Origin of the sequence: Pedobacter miscanthi (assembly GCF_032678605.1) — a bacterium.
Lineage (GTDB): Bacteria > Bacteroidota > Bacteroidia > Sphingobacteriales > Sphingobacteriaceae > Pedobacter > Pedobacter miscanthi_A.
This window is the reverse complement of the sequence record NZ_JAVTSU010000007.1, coordinates 1-20,638: the sequence shown is the minus strand read 5'-3', so window position 1 is coordinate 20,638 and position 20,638 is coordinate 1. Positions and strand designations below refer to the sequence as shown.

At 43.4% G+C, this 20,638-nt stretch carries 15 protein-coding genes and 1 pseudogene; 6 read left to right on the top strand and 10 right to left on the bottom strand.

All coding sequences use genetic code 11. The features are described from left to right. Window positions 1–156 precede the first annotated feature (156 nt). From R2R28_RS11860 to R2R28_RS11835, 6 genes are all read right to left on the bottom strand, one after another. Window positions 157–1,035, bottom strand: a complete 879-nt coding sequence (locus tag R2R28_RS11860; RefSeq protein ID WP_316825899.1) for an ROK family protein — start codon at window positions 1,033–1,035, stop codon at window positions 157–159. Window positions 1,036–1,170: 135 nt separating this feature from the next. After that, window positions 1,171–3,354, bottom strand: coding sequence for an alpha-galactosidase (locus tag R2R28_RS11855; RefSeq protein WP_316825898.1), 2,184 nt, complete (start codon window positions 3,352–3,354; stop codon window positions 1,171–1,173). Between the two features lie 592 nt (window positions 3,355–3,946). Continuing rightward, entirely contained in the window at window positions 3,947–5,170 is a 1,224-nt protein-coding gene (locus R2R28_RS11850; protein ID WP_316825897.1) for a DUF4998 domain-containing protein, read from the bottom strand. Window positions 5,171–5,182: 12 nt separating this feature from the next. Then, complete coding sequence (locus R2R28_RS11845) at window positions 5,183–6,448, bottom strand: DUF4959 domain-containing protein (RefSeq protein WP_316825896.1); 1,266 nt, start codon at window positions 6,446–6,448, stop codon at window positions 5,183–5,185. Window positions 6,449–6,464: 16 nt separating this feature from the next. Beyond that, window positions 6,465–8,381, bottom strand: a complete 1,917-nt coding sequence (locus R2R28_RS11840; protein ID WP_316825895.1) for a RagB/SusD family nutrient uptake outer membrane protein — start codon at window positions 8,379–8,381, stop codon at window positions 6,465–6,467. 17 nt (window positions 8,382–8,398) lie between these two features. After that, window positions 8,399–11,605, bottom strand: coding sequence for a TonB-dependent receptor (locus tag R2R28_RS11835; protein WP_316825894.1), 3,207 nt, complete (start codon window positions 11,603–11,605; stop codon window positions 8,399–8,401). A gap of 335 nt (window positions 11,606–11,940) precedes the next feature. On the opposite strand from R2R28_RS11835, the gene R2R28_RS11830 reads away from it, so the two are divergent. The 5 genes from R2R28_RS11830 (at window position 11,941) to R2R28_RS11810 (ending at window position 17,407) form a co-directional block, all read left to right on the top strand. Continuing rightward, window positions 11,941–12,858: an AraC family transcriptional regulator gene (locus R2R28_RS11830; RefSeq protein ID WP_316825893.1), complete on the top strand. Its 918-nt coding sequence runs from the start codon at window positions 11,941–11,943 to the stop codon at window positions 12,856–12,858. Between the two features lie 89 nt (window positions 12,859–12,947). Further along, window positions 12,948–13,598, top strand: coding sequence for a response regulator transcription factor (locus R2R28_RS11825; RefSeq protein ID WP_316825892.1), 651 nt, complete (start codon window positions 12,948–12,950; stop codon window positions 13,596–13,598). Between the two features lie 332 nt (window positions 13,599–13,930). Further along, a complete protein-coding gene (locus R2R28_RS11820; RefSeq protein ID WP_316825891.1) occupies window positions 13,931–14,296 on the top strand; it encodes a BlaI/MecI/CopY family transcriptional regulator in 366 nt (121 codons plus the stop codon). A 4-nt stretch (window positions 14,297–14,300) separates the two neighbouring features. After that, window positions 14,301–15,818, top strand: coding sequence for a M56 family metallopeptidase (locus tag R2R28_RS11815; RefSeq protein WP_316825890.1), 1,518 nt, complete (start codon window positions 14,301–14,303; stop codon window positions 15,816–15,818). A gap of 5 nt (window positions 15,819–15,823) precedes the next feature. Further along, the gene (locus R2R28_RS11810; protein WP_316825889.1) at window positions 15,824–17,407 is read left to right on the top strand and encodes a hypothetical protein; all 1,584 of its coding nucleotides are present in this window, start codon (window positions 15,824–15,826) and stop codon (window positions 17,405–17,407) included. 540 nt (window positions 17,408–17,947) lie between these two features. Here the strand turns inward: R2R28_RS11810 and R2R28_RS11805 are convergent. Both R2R28_RS11805 and R2R28_RS11800 read right to left on the bottom strand, forming a co-directional pair. Next, window positions 17,948–18,439: a hypothetical protein gene (locus R2R28_RS11805; protein ID WP_316825888.1), complete on the bottom strand. Its 492-nt coding sequence runs from the start codon at window positions 18,437–18,439 to the stop codon at window positions 17,948–17,950. Between the two features lie 161 nt (window positions 18,440–18,600). Next, window positions 18,601–18,921 carry a hypothetical protein gene (locus R2R28_RS11800; protein WP_316825887.1) on the bottom strand — a complete coding sequence of 107 codons (321 nt, stop codon included), beginning with the start codon at window positions 18,919–18,921 and terminating at the stop codon, window positions 18,601–18,603. 144 nt (window positions 18,922–19,065) lie between these two features. Here R2R28_RS11800 and R2R28_RS11795 point away from each other — a divergent pair, with 144 nt between their 5' ends. Next, a complete protein-coding gene (locus tag R2R28_RS11795) occupies window positions 19,066–19,413 on the top strand; it encodes a hypothetical protein (RefSeq protein WP_316825886.1) in 348 nt (115 codons plus the stop codon). A 360-nt stretch (window positions 19,414–19,773) separates the two neighbouring features. On the opposite strand, the gene R2R28_RS11790 is transcribed toward R2R28_RS11795, so the two are convergent. Together R2R28_RS11790 and R2R28_RS11785 are read right to left on the bottom strand one after the other, a co-directional pair. After that, on the bottom strand, window positions 19,774–20,340 hold the full coding sequence (locus tag R2R28_RS11790; protein ID WP_316825885.1) for a biliverdin-producing heme oxygenase: 567 nt from the start codon (window positions 20,338–20,340) through the stop codon (window positions 19,774–19,776). A gap of 27 nt (window positions 20,341–20,367) precedes the next feature. Continuing rightward, window positions 20,368–20,638: pseudogene (locus R2R28_RS11785) on the bottom strand (TonB-dependent receptor); the annotation flags it as partial.

Sequence of the window (20,638 nt, the reverse complement as noted above, 5' to 3'; positions counted from 1 at the left end):
AAATTTCAGGTGGATAGAAATAACGGTTAAATAATTGGCAATATGAAATGAATCAAGTTTACAATATCCCTGAAATAATCTAAGAACATGATAATGGTAAAAATGATCTCAGGGATTCCTGAAAAGGCCCCTGGAGACAATCCATATCCCACATGATCAGTTGCGTCCCGCTGGTGAGCGCGCAGCTCCTGCGCCGATCAACGCAGCCCCTTCCCCTAACAATGTATGCTGAACAGGGAAACTGTATCCCATCATTTCCTTTAACTGTTTTCTTGTATCTTCCAGAAAATACTCTTGGGCAAGTGCAATATTTCCACCGATCACCGCTGCAGTCGTATTTTTTTTTCTGATGAACTTATAAAGGAACAGGGAAAGATTATAACTGAACTCAGCGAATATCTCAGTAAAATGAGGAGAACCGATCTGCTCAGAGACAAGTTCTTTCAGATCCCTGACCACTGTCCCACTCAGCTCAAAGTAACGTTTAACGAACCACCTTGTGGAAAGGTAGTCTTCCGCTATTCCCTCCAGAAAAGGCATCTGCCATAGTCCTGCATCCTCGACCTCACCATTGACAGTATATGCGCTTCCAAGTCCGGTGCCCAGGGTAAGCCCGACTGTATCCTCAAATCCTACAAGGCTGCCACTGAAAATCTCCCCTTTAAGAAAACAGGCAGCATCATTCTTAAAATAAATAGAGGACGGGAGGATTCCCAGGCGTTCTGCAAGCATCGTTTTGAGATGAAGCCCGTAGAGCGTCCTATATTTATCCTGATCTTTGATGTAACATATCCCCCTATCATAATCCATGGGGCCTGGCATGGCAATGCCGATCTCAAGTAGTTTGGATGGGGCAAAGCCTATCGATTTCCGCATTACAGCGGCCCAGGCATCCAGTATGGCCCCGGCCCCAGCGCCGGAATCCACACGGTCTCGTGCATGGCTTTCAGGAATCTCTTTTTTGGCATCCAGGTCAATGAGTGAGGAGGTAATGTGTGAACCTCCGACATCAACACCTAAAACAATATTTTTCACAACTTATCTCTTTTAAACTGGTTTACATGTTTTATCTGACAAGAGTCTGTCTGACTCCCGTTTTTTCTTTTTATGATGGATGTGGACGCTCATAAAACTTCCCTAATCCACGCTGTTTATTTCCTTTAAAACAGACTATTTCACTTCAACAAGCCTGATTATGGCACTGGTCCTGGATGAGCTGATATCCGGGTTAAATCCTACCTTCATCAGAAAATCCCCAGAATAAACCTTCTGGGCATCTATGGTTGAACCCGTCCCTGGAAAAAGGTTTGTTTCAATGCATCTATAACGTTTACCGGCATCAAGCCCCAACAGTTTGACCGGAAAACGGCTCCCTTCCCCGTACCGGCTGTTCACCAGAAAGCTGAATATGACACCGGAAGATTTATCCGGGCTGAGATAGAGCATGGAAGCCACGCTAGCAGACCTTGGGTCAGAAAGCCGGTACTGGTCGCCCTGATAAATAACGGACTTAAGTTCATTGTAGTTCTTAACCGCATCCTGACAGAATTTGAGATCCTTTTCATTTAGGTTGGCGATTACGATATCAAAGCCAAGTTTTCCCATCATTGCCACATCAGTCCTAAACTTTATAGGCTGCTTGCCCCAGTCGGTAACATGGTTGGAGCTGGCCATAGCCGGATAGAAATATGAATATTCCCACTGCATAAAAATCCTTTCGAGTGGATCAGTATTGTCACTGGGCCAGAATTCCGTAAAATATTTCAGGGCTGCATAGTCTACCCGTCCTCCACCGCCTGAGCAAAGCATCATCGGAACCCTTGGATATTTGTTTCTGATTTTTTCAAGCACCGCATAAAGGCCCCTCATGTATTCGATATAAAAGTGCGACTGGTTTTTCAGATGGGCGGAATAGGCGTTATATATAACTGCATTACAGTCCCATTTGATATAGGCCAGTTTTGGGTTTTTGGAGAACAGCCCGTCAACCACACCAAATACAAAATCCTGTACAGCGGGATTGGAAAGGTCAAGCACGAGTTGGTTACGGAAGTAGAACTCCTCCCGGTTAGGCTGTTTAACCACCCAATCCGGATGTCTGCCATAGAGTTCACTTTTGGGGTTTACCATTTCAGGCTCTATCCAGATCCCGAACTTAACACCGTTTGCACCGGCTTCCCTGACTAGGGAGGCAATACCGTTGGGCAATTTTTTTCTGTTTTCCTCCCAGTCACCCAGGCCTGCAGTATCGCCGTTCCGGGGAAACTTGTTTGCGAACCATCCGTCATCAAGCAGGAACATATCCACGCCAAGCTTTTTGGTATCCCGGAGCAGTACAGAAAGTTTCTGTTCATCAAAATCAAAATAGGTAGCCTCCCAGTTGTTCAGCAGCGCCAGCCTGTCACCTTTACCGTCCAGGAGCTTATAATTCCTTGCCCAGGACTGCAGGTTCCTGCTTGCCTCTCCTTTCCCCTTTGATGATAAGGTATAAAGGAATACCGGGGTATCAAAACGCTCACCCGGCTTAAGCGAATAAGTAGAAGCATAGTTGTTGATCCCGGAGATAATCCTAAGATTATCCTGATGGTCAAGCTCAAGATCAGTCCTGAAATTGCCACTGTATTCTGTGGCAGCAAAAAGCACAGTACCTTCATTTTCTGTAGCAGGGCTGCCCATGGATACCATAAATACCGAGGGCTGAAAAAGATTTGTACGTGTGCCTAGTTTTGAGTCGAGTGTTTTGATCCCGTGGGTAATCCTGGATTCCTCAGGCTGCATCTCCCGGGCCCAGTCCCCATGGTACTGGGTGAGGTAAAATCGCTCTGATTTAAGGTGGAGGTTGGCAGAAGCAAATTTTTCAAGCAGTACATCTCCTTTTTCCCCATGCCTGATGGTGCTCCACTGCTCGATTATGTTATCCTTAAAATACGATTTATAAAACAGTTGCACTTCGAAATCATAAAGAGGGTCCCTGAGCAGGACAGTAAGCAGGCTCACATCACTGTTCTCTTTCTCTACCGTATGTCTGACGTATCTTAAATCAAGAGAACTGTTCCCGTCGGCATGTTTAACGGTAATGGCCGGCTCAGCAAGGTTTCTTGAACCTGAAGCTGTATAGGCAGCATCAAGCACCCCCGAATAATCCGTTGCCTGTTTAAAAACGCTGGTTGTTTGAATATATTCGTCGCTGGACATCAGCTTCGGGCCAAAGTAGATCATTGCGAGATTTTTATCCCTATCAGCCCGGAGCACCACTGCATTGTCCCTGGTCTCAATGGGAATGGTAACTTCCTGTGCCGTGGCAATAGTTGCAATACACATAAGAAAAGAGGTTATCGGTATTGTGAATTTCATATATTGTTCGTCGGTTAAAGTAATTGGATCTGTGAAACTCTGGATACTGCAACCTCAAGCATAATCAAGATCTTTGCATTAGATATGGCCTTGACTGGCACGGTTGACAGAGGGGTAGACTGATATGCTTATTTTTTCATCTTCATGCCCTTTCCTCTTCTGCGCAGACCTTCAAAGCATCCCATATTCATGTTCATTTATATATCCCCTTTGCGATTGACACCACAAAACCCCGGAAAATCCCATCACATTTTTGGGGTGTATATAGGTTTGTGACGGTCAAAAAATATGGCCAGGACAGACTTTGCCAGCCCTTTATATCTGTTGCCAAAACGGGTGCTTTTCCAAAGCCACTGTTAAACTAAGGACACACGCGGACCTCCAAAAATGGCTTTGAACAACCCTGGTTATATAGTCCACCCTACCGGCATCTCGGTCCAACCATCCAAACCAGGATCCCGGTGTTTCCTATATGGAGACTCCGGGAGCTGGTTCCTGTAGTTCAGGAAATGGACAGACTTAGAAACGTTAAAATAATAAGGATAAATCGAATAACGTTTAAAGCCATATTTATTGGTATTTCAGTCAATCATTATAAGCTACGGAGCTTAACGCTTTTGAACTGGATGTAGGTGAATACATCGGAACTGGCCACCCAGCCCAGCACAACAGTCGTACTCTGTGTCAGTGTAAAGTTGAGGGTATGGGTGCCACCCAAATTCCCGTTATTCCCCTGAAACCTTGCTAGCACGCCACCCAGGTTGGTGATATCGGGCATTACGGTTCCCTGGGCCACTACGATATTAACATTAAATGTTCCACCATAACCTTGTGTAAGACAGTCAAATGCATAAGATCCTGGCGGCAAGGTAACCGACTGATACACCTTTGCATTGTCCAGTCCGGCATCTCCCCAGTTTTTTGATTCAAGATGGATTACCCCACCCCCATCAGTTGACCATCCCCCGCCTGTATCATTATTCTGGTTGACCGCATTGGCATTATACTGCCAGTCTTTGGGAAGTCCCCATTTTCCGGTACCGTTATCACTTCTTAAAAACGGCGCACCTGGATTCTTGATATAGAAAGAGGTAACGTCACCTATCCTTCTCACTTCCGGATAAGTACTTGGGGCCGACACGGTAAAGATGTCTATCCCCCCCCTAAGTGGGATATAGGATGATTGATAGGTAATAGAAGTCCCAAAACCAAAATCCTTCAATGTGATCTGGTTACTATCAGGGCTGAGCACAACAGATTTTACTGCGCCCGTGTTTTCGGTATAGGAAATGGTGGTCCCCAGGTTGATTGAATCGGGCCTGTTGAATTTCAGTTGGACCGAACCGTTTGCAAGGTTAACCACATATGGGGTATCTGCATTGTATCCACGGTTAAAAATCCCGCTCTGGTATATCGGTCCGAAAACACGGACACCATTGATGTTTATGGGTATGGACACATGTCCGTTCTTGTCATGGGAATAAACGGTAAAAGAATAAGTACCCTCCCTTAAATTAGGCACGATCACTTTGACAGTATCGGTACTGGCGAGCCTGGTAGCAGGTACAACGAGTGAATCGAGGTTATTGTTCCAATAGATGACATAACGCTGGATATTCGGATCCGGGCTGGGGTTCCATACCAGCTGGGTCCTTAAGTTCCCGGCGCGGAAATCAGGCTTGGCTATCACGCCCGGATACACAATTTCGCCATCTCCCAAAAGCTCTTTATATTTCTGGTCCTTATCAGAACATCCTGCCCCAAAAATGGCCGTCAGTAGCCATAGTGACAATATATTTTTCAATTTAGCATTCATTTCTTTAAATATTTATTGTGCAATACCATAAAAAGATAATTCCATCATGTGTGCATAATCCGTTCCTCCCCAGGTATCCTTGATGACAAAGCGGATGTATTTTGTTGACGGGCTGTTGAACGGAACATTGAAGTCTACGCCGTTATTGATAAACTGTGCATCAGCTGCGTTGGTATTGCCGGGCAAAAGTCCCGACGGTGGGTTAGGGAAATGATAATCCCCAAGCACTACCCAGTCACCTGAAACTGTCCCCACAGCACTTCCCCCTGGTGTTACCGCATCCTGCGGATTATCTTTTGAGGATCCCCAAACCGTAAAATCCCGCGGATTTCCATACCCATATGAAGCACTGGGCCTCGCCCATAGCATAAAATGGCTAAGCTTATATAATTTACCCACCGCAAATGTTACCTGCATCGCTTTTGGAAGCGGACCAACGGTGGTATGCCATCCCTTGGTGCCCCCGGCTTCGGTAGTCAGTCCGTCCCACAAAAAGGGAACTTCCCATCCATAACCGATGGTAGCATCTGTAAACTGGCGATACACCGAGAACCTGCTTTTATCCAACAGTTCCTCATGAAGCGGGGTAAGATCGACAAACAGGGTATCAGAGACATTCCCGAACTGATCGGTAACGGCAACACCGAATTTTTTCTCTACCGCTTCATAGCCCCTGATTGAATAATCGATACTGGCACTATTGAGAAAAGTCTGGTTTTGGATTTCCAGTCTGTTATTTGCCGGTTCAATGGCAATCATATTGAGACCGACCGAACGTCTTGCCGGATTATCTGCCTTAATGTTGATGCCCCCAAAATCCGGGGTGATCCGGAGTGAATTTCTGATCAGCTGAAAATAAGGAATGTCCGGATGTACGGTAACAACAACAGGGTCTGACTTGACCTCTGCCCTGCTGACTGCATGAAGTGTTACGGTGTAGTCCTGACTTCTCTGGAAACCCTCAACACGAATAGTGTCGAGAAAAAAGCTCGATTTAGTCTGCCTTACAACAGTATTGTTGATTTTATACTCCGCCATCACATACAGTAAGTTGTTTGTACTTGGAAGGGCATAGCTGATCACTGCGCCTCCATTAAAATTTTTAACCGTTACGTTGCTGACCGGTCCGGGTTTCGCGGTATCGGATGACAGCGGTTCCCTGTCCCCGTCGCTTTTTTTGCAGGAAAGCAGGCAGGATGCTGAAATGACCAGTATCCAGATCAGGAGCTGAAACGGGCGAACGGCGCGGCACCGTTTAATATCTTCTAAATAATTCATATGGATTGATTTATAACTACCAAAAAGGGTTTTGAACTAAATTGTTATTGACTACCAGCGATGTGCTTGATATAGGAAAAAGATAATCCCTGGTATTGAATACCGGAGTGAGGATATTTCTGGCCCTGTAATAATTGACTGCCTGATCCTCGTATATGCTCCATCCCTTGAGCGGTACGCTCAGCACTTCCTGGAGTTCTTTCCACCGCCTCAGGTCCCATCCGCTCTGTGCCTCAAAACATAGTTCTATCCTTCTTTCCTGGTGTATGATACTTCTGAGTCCTTCTTTGGTTGAAGGTTTGGATGGATTTCTGGAGTTCAGCCTCCATGAATCAACTACCCCATCCAGACCTGCGCGTGCCCTGATCTTATCGATCAGCGCTATTCCTTCTGCATTTGGCCCGTTCACTTCATTGAGTGCCTCAGCATATAGCAGATAAAGCCCGCCCATGCGCATTATCGGCATGGAAAAATCCACCCACTGGAAGCCGTCATCGAAAACAGTCAGGTAATTGGCCAGTTTTTTTGGCCAATAGCCGGTAAGGTTACGTTTTTGATTGGTTTTTGGTCCTGCAAGTGAAAAAACACCCCTTGCCTCTACACCTCTTGACAACTTTGCATCGAGCACCCCGTTACCGAACCAGATCCCGCCATCAAAGCCCAAATCTGCATAATATCTCGGTTCCCTGTCAAAATTGGCCTTCACGGTCTGATATCCCTGGGCGATATACCAATGGTTTGCAGCATCTCCGGTACGCAGTTGATTGCGATTGGCAAAATCCCAGTTGATGTCCTCATTGATCGGCACACCTTTGTTGCTGTAAAAAAGTTCAGTGGTGTTGATGGGAACGGCAAAGTAGGCCGGGTTCTGTGAATCGTTCTGATTGGCGCGCTGTGTCATTCTTGGGATCACATATTCCTGTCCATGCCATATATTGCTCAGCGACCAGATCAGTTCAGGATTGGTATCCCAAGTCTGGGTAAGTGCATTTTGCGTGGTAAGCACTCTTTTGAGCGAATCCGGAAGGTTGGATACATTCGGTGCGGGAACAAAATTATCATTCAATCTTAATCCAGCAGACTCACAGGCATCGATTGCAGCCTTACAGGCTACCGCTGCCTTTTGCCATTTACTGGCATCGTAAGCGGCAGGAAAAAGCTGCACACCGTTTTTGTCCCTAAAATTTGCATAATCCGGATTTCCGTTAAAGAGCGGACTGGCCATGGTCATCAGTAGTTCTGCCTTTATCGCCAGTGCTGCCGGCTGGGTCACCCTTCCTAGTTCACGGGCCTGGTTTTCAATAGACCTTGGAAGGTCCGGTATGGCTTCGTCAAGAAGCCTAACAATATAGGCGCTTACCTCATCAACAGAGGAGCGTCTCACCCTTACTTCATCGGGACTGGCCTCCACGGGGAGGTTTACATCTACAATGGGAATAGGTCCGTACAATCTCAACAGGTAATAATTAAAGTAAGCTTTAAGGAATTTTGTCTCAGCTATCCACCTGGCCTTTTCAGTTGCAGAGAGATCGATAGGTTTATCGATATTCTCCAACATCGTATTGCATTTTCTTATGGCCTTGAACATTCCGACGCCGTTATTGGTACCATCCCAGAAGTTCAGTCCGGGATTCCCGCTGCTCTGTGTTCCTGTGATCAGGTTAAACCCTGTCTCATCGAAAGGATGACTCTGGAGATCAAGGGGATAAATGATTTCCGAAGAGCTTGTAAAAGCCGGGCTCCTGGAAAGGTCATTAAGCAACTGTAATGAATTATAGCAGGTAAAAAGGTAGTTTTCTGCCTCGTTCCTGTTTCTGAACGCATAGTCAAGGGTACCCACATTGTTGGGTGTAACATCCAGGTATTTTTTGCAGGAAGCAGAGCAGACTAATGTCAAAACTGCCAGGCCGATCTGTTTATATTGTAGTTTCATGATCTTTATCTTTTGGTTTATAGATTGATGTTCAGTCCAACATTGAAGACACGCTGTATAGGGTAATTGAATCCATTGCCCAGAAGTTCCGGGTCCCAAAGTTTAAATGAGCTCCAGGTAACTAGGTTCAGTCCATTAAAATAAACCCGACAGCTTCTCAGCCTAAGTTTTCTGGTCAGTTCAGTGGGGAGAGTATAACCGATTTCAGCTGATTTTAACCTAAGGAACGAACCGCTCCTCAACCACCAGGTACTTGCCTGGAGATTGTTCTCTATATCAGCACGGTTTATGCCCATACGGGGATAAAGGGCATACAGGTCCTGGTTTCCTTCGGACCAATGGCTATCTGCGAACTGCTGTATAAGCTGTGTATTTCCATATATATATGCTTCTGTGCTCTGTACAAAGGGGCTGACCGCATTGGGATTGATAAAAAAGGATACCCTTGCCTGTCCCTGAAAAAATGCGGAAAGATCAAAATTCTTGTAACGGGCAGATATTCCGTAGCCGTAAACGATCTCTGGAACCTGCGGGTAGCCAAGAAAAGTCTGATCAAGGTTATCTATGCGCCCGTCCCCGTTGAGATCCCGGTACTTGATATCCCCGCCTTTAGGAGCCTTGCCATTGGTGGAGAATATCTGGGTTGGAGAAGATTGTGCTTCTGCATCATCGACAAAAAGACGCTCGGCGACCAGGCCATAACCGATGCGTATCGGCTGGCCTGTAAACTGTCTCCAGGGCTCTGCGTAGGTCGGCTCCTCATAAAATGTATATTTGTCGGTCGCCAGTGTAAAATTACCCCTGCCGGTAATGGACAGGTTGCGACCGAAATTCTGCTTATAGTCAGCCGAAAGATCTATACCTTTGGAGTTCGCTTTTCCAAGATTGGCATAAATGTCCGATTCAAGACCCACTGTGGTAGGTATATAAGAACGTCTCTGAAGAATATTATAACGGTTATAATTGTAAGCCTCCGCTGTTATGTTCAAGCTTTTTAAAACGGTAAATTCCAGTGCTACGTTTGCCTGTCTGGATGTTTCCCAGGTAACATTCGGATCCGCGTAGTTACGGATAAATACCCCGTTTTTGCTATAGCCCCCATTGGTACCGAAAGCTGCATAGGCCCCTCCATTGAGGTCCACATCAGACAGGTAGAAAAAGCGTCTGTCACTGATGGCATCATTGCCTACCAGGCCGTAACTTCCCCTCAGCTTGAAGCGTGAAAAGATTCCGGAAAGCGGTTTAAAGAATTTTTCGTTAGAGACCAGCCATCCTGCCCCGATAGTGGGAAAGAAGCCATACCGGTGATCATCCGAAAACCTTTCTGAACCATTATATCCGAAATTGAATTCAGCAAAATATTTACTACCGTAATTATAGGCCAATCTTCCGGCGAGTCCCATGTTTCTATGGGGAAGTGCATCAACAAGCAGGTTTGCATTTGAATAAACGGTCTGTTGCCTTGTAAATATAGCTGTTGCAGAGACGTTATGGTCACCAAACTGCCTGTTATAGTCAAGATTTCCCTGCATGTATACCTGATTACTGATGGTCGGATTTCCCTTAAAATATTCAAGGTATTCGATAGCATCGCCCGGTGTCTGGTTGAGCCATGTCAGGGTATAGGTATTTGCCCGTTTGTCGTAATTGGCAATATTGTAATAGAATGGCTTATAGGCCAGGCTGGATTCAAAATAAGAAAACCGGTTGGTACTGAAAATACCGTGAAAGGCAAGTCCCGGGGTCAGAAATTCCAGCTTTTGATTGAGCTCGACCTGGGCCAGCATTCTTGATTCTGAAGAGCTTTTGTTCCCCCTTAGCAAAAGAGCATAGGGATTGTTGTAAGCCACCCCGATCTCAGAGGGTGCACCGAAGAGGATATGCTGGGTATTGGCATTTGCGGCATCCGGGGCAAAAAAAGCGGGAAAAAGCACGGGGCTTGTATGGGTTGCTATTTTGTAAACATCGGAGCTGAACGAATTGTCAGCAGTCAATGGCCCAGTATATTCACTGAAAGTCCCTGAAAACCTCAATACCACTTCGGTGGTCTTGGTCAGGTCCAGATTAACATTGGAGCGCAACTGATAATTCTGGAACTTTACGTTGCTGTTATTATTGTTTGCATCATCCTCTGCAAGGTTTCCATGATCCAGATTATAGGATCCGGCAATATAATAGCGCGCAAAAGGTGTACCGCCACTGATACTCATATTTGCCCTTTGGGTAGTCGTACGTTTCTTCAGCAGTAAATCAAGCCAGTCCACTGCAGGATATACGTATGGATTGTATCCAGGAGCTCTATTAATAGTATTTATGGTATTGTTGATCTTGTCCTGGTTGAAGGGTACTGGCAAAAGCGGATCTCTGGAAAGGGATGCCTGATTGTACAGGTTCATGTAGGTAATCGGATCAGCAAGTTTTAGGGTCTGGGCAGATTCAGAAATTGAATTTTCCAGCCTGACATTAATGGTCGGCTTACCGATCTTGCCCTGCTTAGTGGTCACCAGGATTACTCCGTTGGCACCCCTTGCACCATACAGCGCGGTTGCGCTGGCATCCTTAAGAATGGAAAAACTGGCCAGGTCATCGACCTGCAGCCTAGCCAGGTCATTAGTGGTAAGTTCAATGTTATCGATAAGGATCAAGGGATCCACTTTATAACCAAAAGTAGTAACCCCACGGATAAAGAAACTGGAATTATCCTGTCCGGGCTGTCCCGAACTCTGATAGGCAATAATACCTGATGCCTGCCCTGCGAGTGAATTGGTCAGGTTACTGGAGGGGATCTTCATGTCCCCTACCCTTATTGTGGTTACCGAACCTACAACTGATTCTCTGCGCTGTTTTTGTCCGAGCGCAGTGATGACCACCTCTTCGGCCAACAGATTGGCCTCGATGAGTTTAAGATTAACCGATTCGGTCGATGCACTTACGGTGATCCGCTGTTCTGTGTAACCCACATAGGATACCTTCAAGACTGAGCCGACAGTCACCTCAAGCAAAAACCGACCGTTCATATCTGTCTGGGTGCCAACTTTGGCCTGCGATTCACTAATGATGCTTACCCCTGGAATCGGACGGCCGGCAGTATCGGTGATCTTACCGGTTATCACTTTTTTCACCGGTGACTGACAAAAAGCCATATTTGCAGAAAGCAAAAAAAGCATAGATAGTAAGGGCAGGCAAAAATACCTCCCTTTAAGCGATGAGTAGATTTCTTTCATTGAACCGGTATTAAATGTGGGATAAAGGATAATTGGGCGTTGCAGCCTGTGGAATTTTTTAGATACACATGTGGCGCAAGAATCCGGGAACTACCGGAAAACCGGTTACAGTCGGGCCTGTACCTTGGCATCAGCCTTTTAGGGCTGGTTGGGATGACAATCATAATAACTTAGTTTATAATTTGGTTCTGTAAACTTATCGGTAAAACCTTTTTCTAAAAATGGATAAATTCCAAAAAATGATGGACTATCCCGCCATATCTTCATAACTGTAATTAAAATTTATATGTTTAAAAACAGAGTAAATTAACTTTTTAGACATAATTAAAATTTTCATGGATAATTTGATGGACGATGGTACACATGCGAGCCGAAGAGGTATTAAGGAAGGCTTTGTAGGCCAGCGAATGGTTGTACTCCCGCCCAATATCAAGCACAGGATCAAGTCCAATCCCGTAATCAGCCATCTTTTCATCACCGCTATCGGTTACTTCCCAAAGGCAAAACAACATGACCGGACCAGAAAAAGCGGAAGTTCACAATATATACTGATCTACTGTGTGGAAGGTATAGGCTACATTTATCTGGGAGAGATCTGCTATACGCTTTTCCCGAACACTTACTTTATTATCCCCAGAAATACCGGTCACCGCTACTATAGTGACACTGTAAATCCATGGAGTATATATTGGCTACACTTTACAGGGGAGGTTGCTGACCAGATCTTTAGCCGGTTTTCACCCAACGGGAGGCTTGAGGTGCAGAGTATCCCCTATGATGAGAACAGGATAAAAGTTTTTGAACAGAACTATTCCATTCTCGAACACAGTTTTGAGGACAAGGAACTGGAGGTCATGAATGTCAGTCTTCTGCATTTCATCTGCTCGCTTATCTATTACCGGGAGATCAATCCCGAAGCCTTCAATACCGATCAGGTAAACCGTTCAATTTCCTATATGAAAAAAAACATAGAAACCAAGTTCAGGGTAGAGGATCTCGCCAACCAGCAGCATATTTCGGTTTCACATTATTCCAGGCTGTTCAAACAGAAAACCGGCGCTTCACCGATCAATTATTTTAACCAGTTGAAAATACAGAAAGCCTGTCAGTTCCTCTATTTCACTGAGTACAGTATTAAAGAAATCTGTGCCCAGTTGGGTTTTGATGATCCATATTATTTTTCCAGGCTCTTTAAAGAAATTATCGGCTCTGCCCCTTCCCAATACAAAAAGAGGCACAAGAGACATCTTTAATGTTCGCAGGCCTATCCGGAAAATCAAGCACAACAGAAATCCCCAAACGAGTCACATTTTAAACCTACTTCCAAAATAATCAATAAACAATGAAAGCAAAAAAATCCTCAAGAAGCTTAACCGTCCTTGTTGCCGACGACCATCAAATCATACGGCGCGCTTTAAAGTCGCTGATTTCAGAGTTATGGCCCAGTGTTGAAATCATCCACGCACCGACATTTGAGCAGATGCTAAAAGGGGTTGAAAAGCAGCCCGACCTCATCATTATCGATGTAAATTTACCGGGAGGCCAGAACACAGGAACGATCGGTCAAGTTAAACTGATCCAGCCAAATGCAAAAATTCTGGTATTTTCATCTTTGAACGAGAATATTTATGCTGTACCATACCTAAAAGCAGGTGCGTCAGGCTATCTGACAAAGACCTCAGATGAATCCGAAATCGTCGTGGCTATAACCACAATTCTCGCCGGTGGCCGCTATTCAAGCAGAAATGTCAAAGAGAGTCTGCTTGACAGCATTATAAGCAGTAAAACCGACGATCCTTTTATCAGGCTTTCAGACAGGGAGTTGCAGGTAGCAGAACTGCTGATAAAAGGTATTGGGGTGCAGGGCATTTCTGATAAGCTCAATCTGCAGATGGCAACAGTAAGTACATATAAACTGCGGATGTTTGGGAAGTTAAAGATTAAAAGTATTATAGAGCTATCTGAAAAAATGAATATATACGAAAGAAAATGAGCCTCCACTTCATGACAGGTAAGACCCTAAATTCATTATAAAGATGGTCATTCCAAAAATGTTTACTGGCATTGGAAATAATCTTTTCGTAAGAGAATAGCAAACATTGGCATTTCCGACATTTTCAGTCTGCCATTAAAACTTATATACACAGTCATCCTACACAAGGAATACCTTTATATAGGCTATCCATCATTCAGTTAAAAATAAAAAGAATAAATACCTAGAAATCAGCTAATTAAAAACAAAACTACAAAAAATAGTTATAAAACTATAAAATATAGTTGCAAAACTAGATCATATAGTTACATTTACATAAAATAAACTGAACCATGAATAAATTAACAGCGAAAGAAGAAGAAGTAATGGGATATTTCTGGGAACACGGCCCATTGTTCGTTAAACAGCTACAAGAGTTATACAACGAACCAAAACCCCATTTCAATACCCTATCCACCATGGCGCGTTCTTTACAGGAAAAAGGTTTTCTGGGTTACAAAGCCTTTGGGTCAAGCCATGAATATCATCCGGCTATTTCTTTGGAGGGATATAACCGTGGTACGCTCCAGAGCGTTGTAAGTAAATATTTTAACAGCTCATATAAACGGGTGGTATCAGCATTGATCGAAGAGGAGAACATCAGCATTGAAGAACTGAAAAAACTAATTGAAGAGGTAGAAAAAAAACAAAAAAAATAAGATTATGGGCCTATTCTTTATTCACATCATCAAGTCCTCCTTTTGCCTGATCGCATTTTACCTAGCTTACAAAATGTTCCTCAGCAGGGAGACCTTCCACCGCGTAAACCGTTTTATCCTGTTAAGCATCATTGTAGCTTCCATGATCATTCCGGCCATGCAGCTAACCATATCTTCACCCAGTGTAGCGGCATTGCCTGTCCGTGTACAAAATTTCGAGCAGTTATTGTTCAAACAGCCAAAGCAACCGGGGGGACTTACCAACGGGCTTGCCGACATCATTTATCCAGTGCTGTTCTGCATCTATTTTATAGGTTTTCTGGTACAGTTGATCGTCAGCGGCATAAATTTTATCCGTATATATAAATTGGCAAACGGAGCAAAACACGTCCCCTTCGGTAATTACATCATTGCCGTTACCTCCCAGGAACACCCTGCATTTAGTTGGGGCAGGTATATCGTTCTTTCGGAAAAAGAGTATGCCGGTAACCCTGAGATCATTATACAACATGAACTCATCCATCTTGAAAGACGCCATTCGTTAGATCTTTTACTCACCGAAATAACCATCATCTTATTCTGGTTCAATCCGGCGGTCCGGTTATTGACCCAAGAATTAAAGGACACTCACGAATTCGAAGTCGACAGTGCACTGATCAGCCAGGGGGTTGATGCCAAAGCATATCAGCTACTGCTCATCAGAAAGGCTGCGGGCGAAAAAATATATTCCATCGCCAACACCTTTAACCAGAGCAAACTCGGTGTACGGATCAAAATGATGCTCAGACAGCCTTCAGCCCCATGGGCCACATTGAAATACCTCTGCATTGTTGTACTTAGCACTTTTTCAATAATTGCTTTTGCAAAACCTGGCATAGCAGAAAAAATTCAGGCGATGTCAACAGAGAAACTGGGCAGTTTTATAAAAAAACAGGTTAGTAATATATCTGATCCCGTTAAGGAAGAACTTCCTGTTAAAAGTGAAAAACAGCTACTGAAAAAGGCTTTGGCGCCTTTAACCGTTTCAGATGACACCCCCAAAAGCCCTGCTCCCGCGACAGATCAACAGGAAATCATTAACGGTAAAGAAGGCACGCCGATATGCATAGTTGATGGTAAACCAATCACTTGTGCAGACTTTAAACTCATCAACCCTGATGATATAAAAACTGTAACGGTATTAAAGGAAAAAGAAGCCAGGGATGCCTTTGGAGAAAAAGGAAAAAGTGGTGCCATTGTTATCTCACTGTTCAAAGACCGCCAGCCGACCGCCAGCAACAATGCAGAATCACTGCTGAAATTTATGTTGTCATCGGCCAATAAACCTAAATGTATATTTTTCCTGAAGGGAACCAAACTCAGTGACGAACAACAGGTAGTGCTCAATAGAGTCCTGCCCTCAATGGCCAATATCAACAATTTCATCGAAAGCATCGTCACCATTACAGGCAAAGAGGCCTCGAGTAAATATGGTGACCAGGGCATTAACGGAGTTTTAGAAATCCACCTAAAAAGTAGATAAATCACATGAAAAAAATTATGGTATGCATAGCGTGTATTACGCTTGCCCTGGCCTGCCATGGCCAAAAAAACAACGTAATAGAATTAAATGGCAACTGGAGCTTTAAAAAAGGTGACAACCTTAAATGGGCAAAAACTAAAGTAAACACCGTAGCCTGGGACAATAGGATATTGCCAATTTGGGATTGGGACCTAAACTACCTGGGATACGGTTGGTACAGAAAAGAGGTTACCTTAAAAGAGCAGGAAACTTACTTTTTTAACCTCGGACAGGCAGATGATGATTGCGAAGTTTTCTTTAACGGCGAACCGCTTAAACTATACATCAGCAAACGGCCAGGCAATGATAATGCCGATACAAGCAAATGGAACCAGTGGAAGAAATACCGTTCTTACTATATCCCTGCAAAACTGATAAAACCCAATCAAAAAAACTCCGTCGCCATAAGGGTATGGAACACTCTCGGTGCGCAGGGCGGCATCCGCTATGGCAATATATTTATCGGCAATACAGTCTTTTACAACCGGTTACCAGTAGAAATGCAAGGCAACTGGTTAAAAACCGACGGTAGCAACGAATGGCTGATCGGCATTTACAACAACAGAATTGCCTACAAAGGTAAAGTTTGGGAATACGGCAATATTAAAAAAGAAAACGACGGTTTCGCCATCAGCATGAGTAATGCAGGAAAAACAGAAACCATTTTTGCAAAAATGGATGCGGCTACAGGAAACTTTTTCCTGGGCCCGGACATTAAAAGTTTGGAACTTTGCAATCTTAGCGAAACCACAAAACCGTTGTCAGAAAACGGGAAACTGCAGCATTACATACAGGCAGATACCACCTCCGGAACCGCATATTTCAGTGGATATGTAAAGGACTTTGTTCCTGCAAAAGGATTTGATGCCGTGATAGAATTAAGGGCATTAAATGGCCGGCAATCAGTTGAAAAACGGATGCCAGTTAACGCAGATGGTACTTTCAGTATGGATATTCCACTTCATGGCGCACATCAGCTTTTACTTCGCCTGCCCAACATATCCGAAACGATCCCCGCCTACGTGGCACCGGGCAAAAAAACTTTTGTAAGTATTGACCCGGAAGAATTTAAGATCAGGGTTACCAATGATTATTATAACCGCGACCGGCCGACCCTCTACATGGGAGATTTCGTTTTACAGAATAAACTTATACTGCAAACAACCTGGTTGAATGGCCTGGCTGAGAATGATAAAAAAATATGGGACAAATTTATTTACACAGCAGGACAGTATGCAGCAGCCGGTTATGCAGATGAACAGCTGAATGATATCGCAGCCTATATCGGCAGGAATTATAGCAAATACGGAGATACTGCTGCACTAAAAACCGCAAAGCTGTGGTCGGCACGTACCCTGATCTCCTCACCTGAAAACGCAACCTTTAACAGTACTTTTAACCTGATATTACAAAATCTCGGAGAACACCTTGAAGGTTTGCAGTATCTGGTAAAAGCCTTAAGGATAGCCGAGAAAACCAACAATGCCGAACAGGTAAGTGCATATAAACAACAGATCAAGAAATACGTATCTGATATCATCAAAAATTAATCTTTTTTAAAGGAATATTCAAAAGAAACAGGCAAATAAAGTTGTATCAATAAGTGCAGGTAACATTTAATACAAATATCGCCCACCTTTCCAATAAATTATCGCCGACCTCTCCTATGTCCCGTTCAGCCACAGTTTATCAATCAGGCAGAACGGGACTATTTTATCTTCAAAAGCAAAAACATCCAGTATTTTTTCGCTGAAAAATATTTCCGTTGGTATTCAGATTGATATTGGTATTACGGTACTAATCGTTCTACCCCCTTTTTTGATGGAGTATGCAGCCCAAATGCTTCCCTTTGAATATATCAGGTGACCAAATTCCAACCTAAACAGATAATCCAAAAATGGATAAAAAAGATTGGAAATAATGAGAACCATTCATTCTCTGATTCATTTGGCCGATCCCAGATTTCACCTCAGGATTGACCAATAATCATAAATAAAATCTGTAGGCATTTTTATCAAGGACTTACGGTTAAAGAAGTGACAACGAAGCATTGTTAATGAAATATACAATCAACAGTCAATAATCCCAGGCTAGTATAAGATGCCTGTCAGCTTTCTTTTTTCCCGTAGACCATTGACATCAAGGTTATAAGTAAAATCCTGTGAAAAATCATGGCTGTAGACCTTGAGATTTATTTTTACATCTTCTTTAAACAGCTGCGATACATGTCTGCAAAAAATAGGCTTAAATGATATAAGATTTACCTGTGCAGTACAAACTACTATTACCTCTCCATCAGAAGTCTTCTCTGCCTTGGTAATGAGTCTTGGCCAGCGCTGCTTGATCCTTAACGGGATAGATTCATAATAGTTCTTTTCAATATATGTCCCCGCACCAGCTATCAACCCTTTTGGAATTATTTCGCCCGACAGCTGTTTCCATGTGCCATAAATCCTTGAAATCCTGGCCATGGTAATTTCTCCATCACAGATCAGCCAGAAATCTAGCGACTCATCCTGGATCAGACGTAAAAAGGTCTGGTTTCCGTAAATATCCTTAAAGTGATAGTCTAGTTCGGTCATAAAATTATCTTAAATGCGAAAATACAGATCGGCAGATAGAGCGGCGATTAATATCCATCCACAAAAGAAATGTAAATATTGTTGATCAGTTTGGTTGTCTCAAACGACAAACAAGACATCCGGTCAATCAGATGACAACCTCTGATTATCCTAGGGGTAAATTAAAGCCCGTGATTCTCGCTGGATACCCCTACGGCATTGGCCTTCCAGAGAATGTAACCCAATCTGCCGCAGCATTCCGCTACCATGTATTCAATATCTGCCGGCACATCATTTACAATCCGGAAACGGATTTTATATTTTGGATTATAACTGAGATAGATAACCAGATCTTCAGCGGAAAAGCCTCTGCCTGAAAGTGATTTCAGATGGTTATCCCTAAGCTCTTTGGCAGCTCTCTGCAAGCGCTCATTCATCACCTTGGCAAGTGCCTTTTCAGGCTTAAAATCTGTCTCTAATATAGCCAGTACTGTTACAGTCATAAAACAAATTTAATCTCACAGCCCGGAACCACAAACCTAAAAACATAAGCTACTGATGCTCAGGGAGAATATTTTTGAACTTCCGAAGGACGATGTGGATAATTATATATCAATATAAGGTGGGCCATTGTTATTTTTGTAGCGATGCCAACACAATACAAATTAGTTTATCTCTTCGAAAATGCACAAACCTTGATTATGGAAATCAAGCTTATCGGTGTTTCTTCAGAAAATGACCTTTCCAACCCCCAACATTGGTTATATTTTGACAAACTATCATCTTCACTGGTTAAATTGTGGTTCCGTTCTTCAGATTCCTCTGCCGAAATAGAAGAACGTTACTTTGAGCAGGGCTATCTCAAGTTCAGCAGTACTGAGGCTACCTTTATAGAAAAATTTAATTCATCCCAGCATAAATTGATTAATTATACCAAAAGGGCAGTAAGCCCCCATACCCATACGCTTATTACCGGATACCTCAAACAACCATAAAAAACCAACGCATTAATACATCCAGTATATAACCTAAATCAAAGCAACTGATAAAAATCTTGCTGAATGTCAAATACTGAATTCATCAGTGAATGCCATATCTGCTACCGTAATAATATACAAACCATTTCAAAAAAAATGTATTTACGTTGTTACCGTATGTCTATGGGAAAGGTTTCTGTCAACATGTATTTTTAACCGCTTCCCTTTACGGCTTTACCAAAAACTAGACGACAGGACATCCAGGGTCAGTTCAGATGATGAACTTAAGGTTGCTGCTATAATTTCTTAAAAAAAGTCTTAATCTATACCAGTTTTGTGCCTCAGCAACTGGCATAGATCATTTTACCTTACCGAAGTTTAGACAGGTTGCACATTCACTTTCTCAAACACATAAGCAAAATGTTTGAACGTTTCGTTTGCAGCTTCAATGGCTTGTTCTTCATTCTGTTCCGTTTTGGCCTGTGCATTTAAAACCGTTACAAAATTGCCCCACATCATTCCAGTGGCTTCGCCGTAACCCGAAAAGAAAGAAACGCCGTTGGTTACCCCGCCTTTTTCGAGCATTTTCACAATAATGCTTCCACCCATAATCGAACCCTCCAATACATATAAGGCACCTAATGCCTCTACAGCATTTTCAATTTTTGGTACAGTGGTATATGGCAGATCGGTGATATCGCCACCCAGTTCTAAAATATCAGCTTTAATAAAGCTGGAGTTTCTGCGTTGGGCATAATCAGGCAGGATAGATTCGGTAATGTATGGTTTTATGCTTGCTTCAATATGGCTGAAATAAGCATAAAAATGTTTTAACAGATCGGCATAATCTGCATTGCTTCTGATGGCTTTTAGTTTTAAAACAATCTGTTTCTCCAGGTTCTGGTGCTCGGCTTTTGTAGCCTCTTTAATATTAGTACTTAACATGTTTTGTAATTTATGGTGATTGAATAATTAATCTTTATATAAACGATAGGTTAATCCGGCCAGCAGTACACGCCCCGGCTGACCAGGCATTAAACGGTCGGTATAATTTAAAATATTGTCGGCCGTAAGCCTGATACTTAAATGCTGTTTCATCAGTTTTTTTTCAAAAGCGGCATTGAGCATAAAAAAACCATCCACAAAGGTGTCGTAACGATCGATAAACTGGTTTCCGTTACGATCGCCAAAAGGATATTTGCCCCTGTAATTTACGCGGATGTTTAAACTGGCATCCCAGGGG

Coding starts and splice junctions, on each gene's coding strand:
- R2R28_RS11855 (WP_316825898.1), bottom strand. CDS start 3,354: ATGAAATTCACAATACCGATAACCTCTTTTCTTATGTGTATTGCAACT.
- R2R28_RS11850 (WP_316825897.1), bottom strand. CDS start 5,170: ATGAATGCTAAATTGAAAAATATATTGTCACTATGGCTACTGACGGCC.
- R2R28_RS11845 (WP_316825896.1), bottom strand. CDS start 6,448: ATGAATTATTTAGAAGATATTAAACGGTGCCGCGCCGTTCGCCCGTTT.
- R2R28_RS11840 (WP_316825895.1), bottom strand. CDS start 8,381: ATGAAACTACAATATAAACAGATCGGCCTGGCAGTTTTGACATTAGTC.
- R2R28_RS11835 (WP_316825894.1), bottom strand. CDS start 11,605: ATGAAAGAAATCTACTCATCGCTTAAAGGGAGGTATTTTTGCCTGCCC.
- R2R28_RS11830 (WP_316825893.1), top strand. CDS start 11,941: ATGGATAATTTGATGGACGATGGTACACATGCGAGCCGAAGAGGTATT.
- R2R28_RS11825 (WP_316825892.1), top strand. CDS start 12,948: ATGAAAGCAAAAAAATCCTCAAGAAGCTTAACCGTCCTTGTTGCCGAC.
- R2R28_RS11820 (WP_316825891.1), top strand. CDS start 13,931: ATGAATAAATTAACAGCGAAAGAAGAAGAAGTAATGGGATATTTCTGG.
- R2R28_RS11815 (WP_316825890.1), top strand. CDS start 14,301: ATGGGCCTATTCTTTATTCACATCATCAAGTCCTCCTTTTGCCTGATC.
- R2R28_RS11810 (WP_316825889.1), top strand. CDS start 15,824: ATGAAAAAAATTATGGTATGCATAGCGTGTATTACGCTTGCCCTGGCC.
- R2R28_RS11805 (WP_316825888.1), bottom strand. CDS start 18,439: ATGACCGAACTAGACTATCACTTTAAGGATATTTACGGAAACCAGACC.
- R2R28_RS11800 (WP_316825887.1), bottom strand. CDS start 18,921: ATGACTGTAACAGTACTGGCTATATTAGAGACAGATTTTAAGCCTGAA.
- R2R28_RS11795 (WP_316825886.1), top strand. CDS start 19,066: ATGCCAACACAATACAAATTAGTTTATCTCTTCGAAAATGCACAAACC.
- R2R28_RS11790 (WP_316825885.1), bottom strand. CDS start 20,340: ATGTTAAGTACTAATATTAAAGAGGCTACAAAAGCCGAGCACCAGAAC.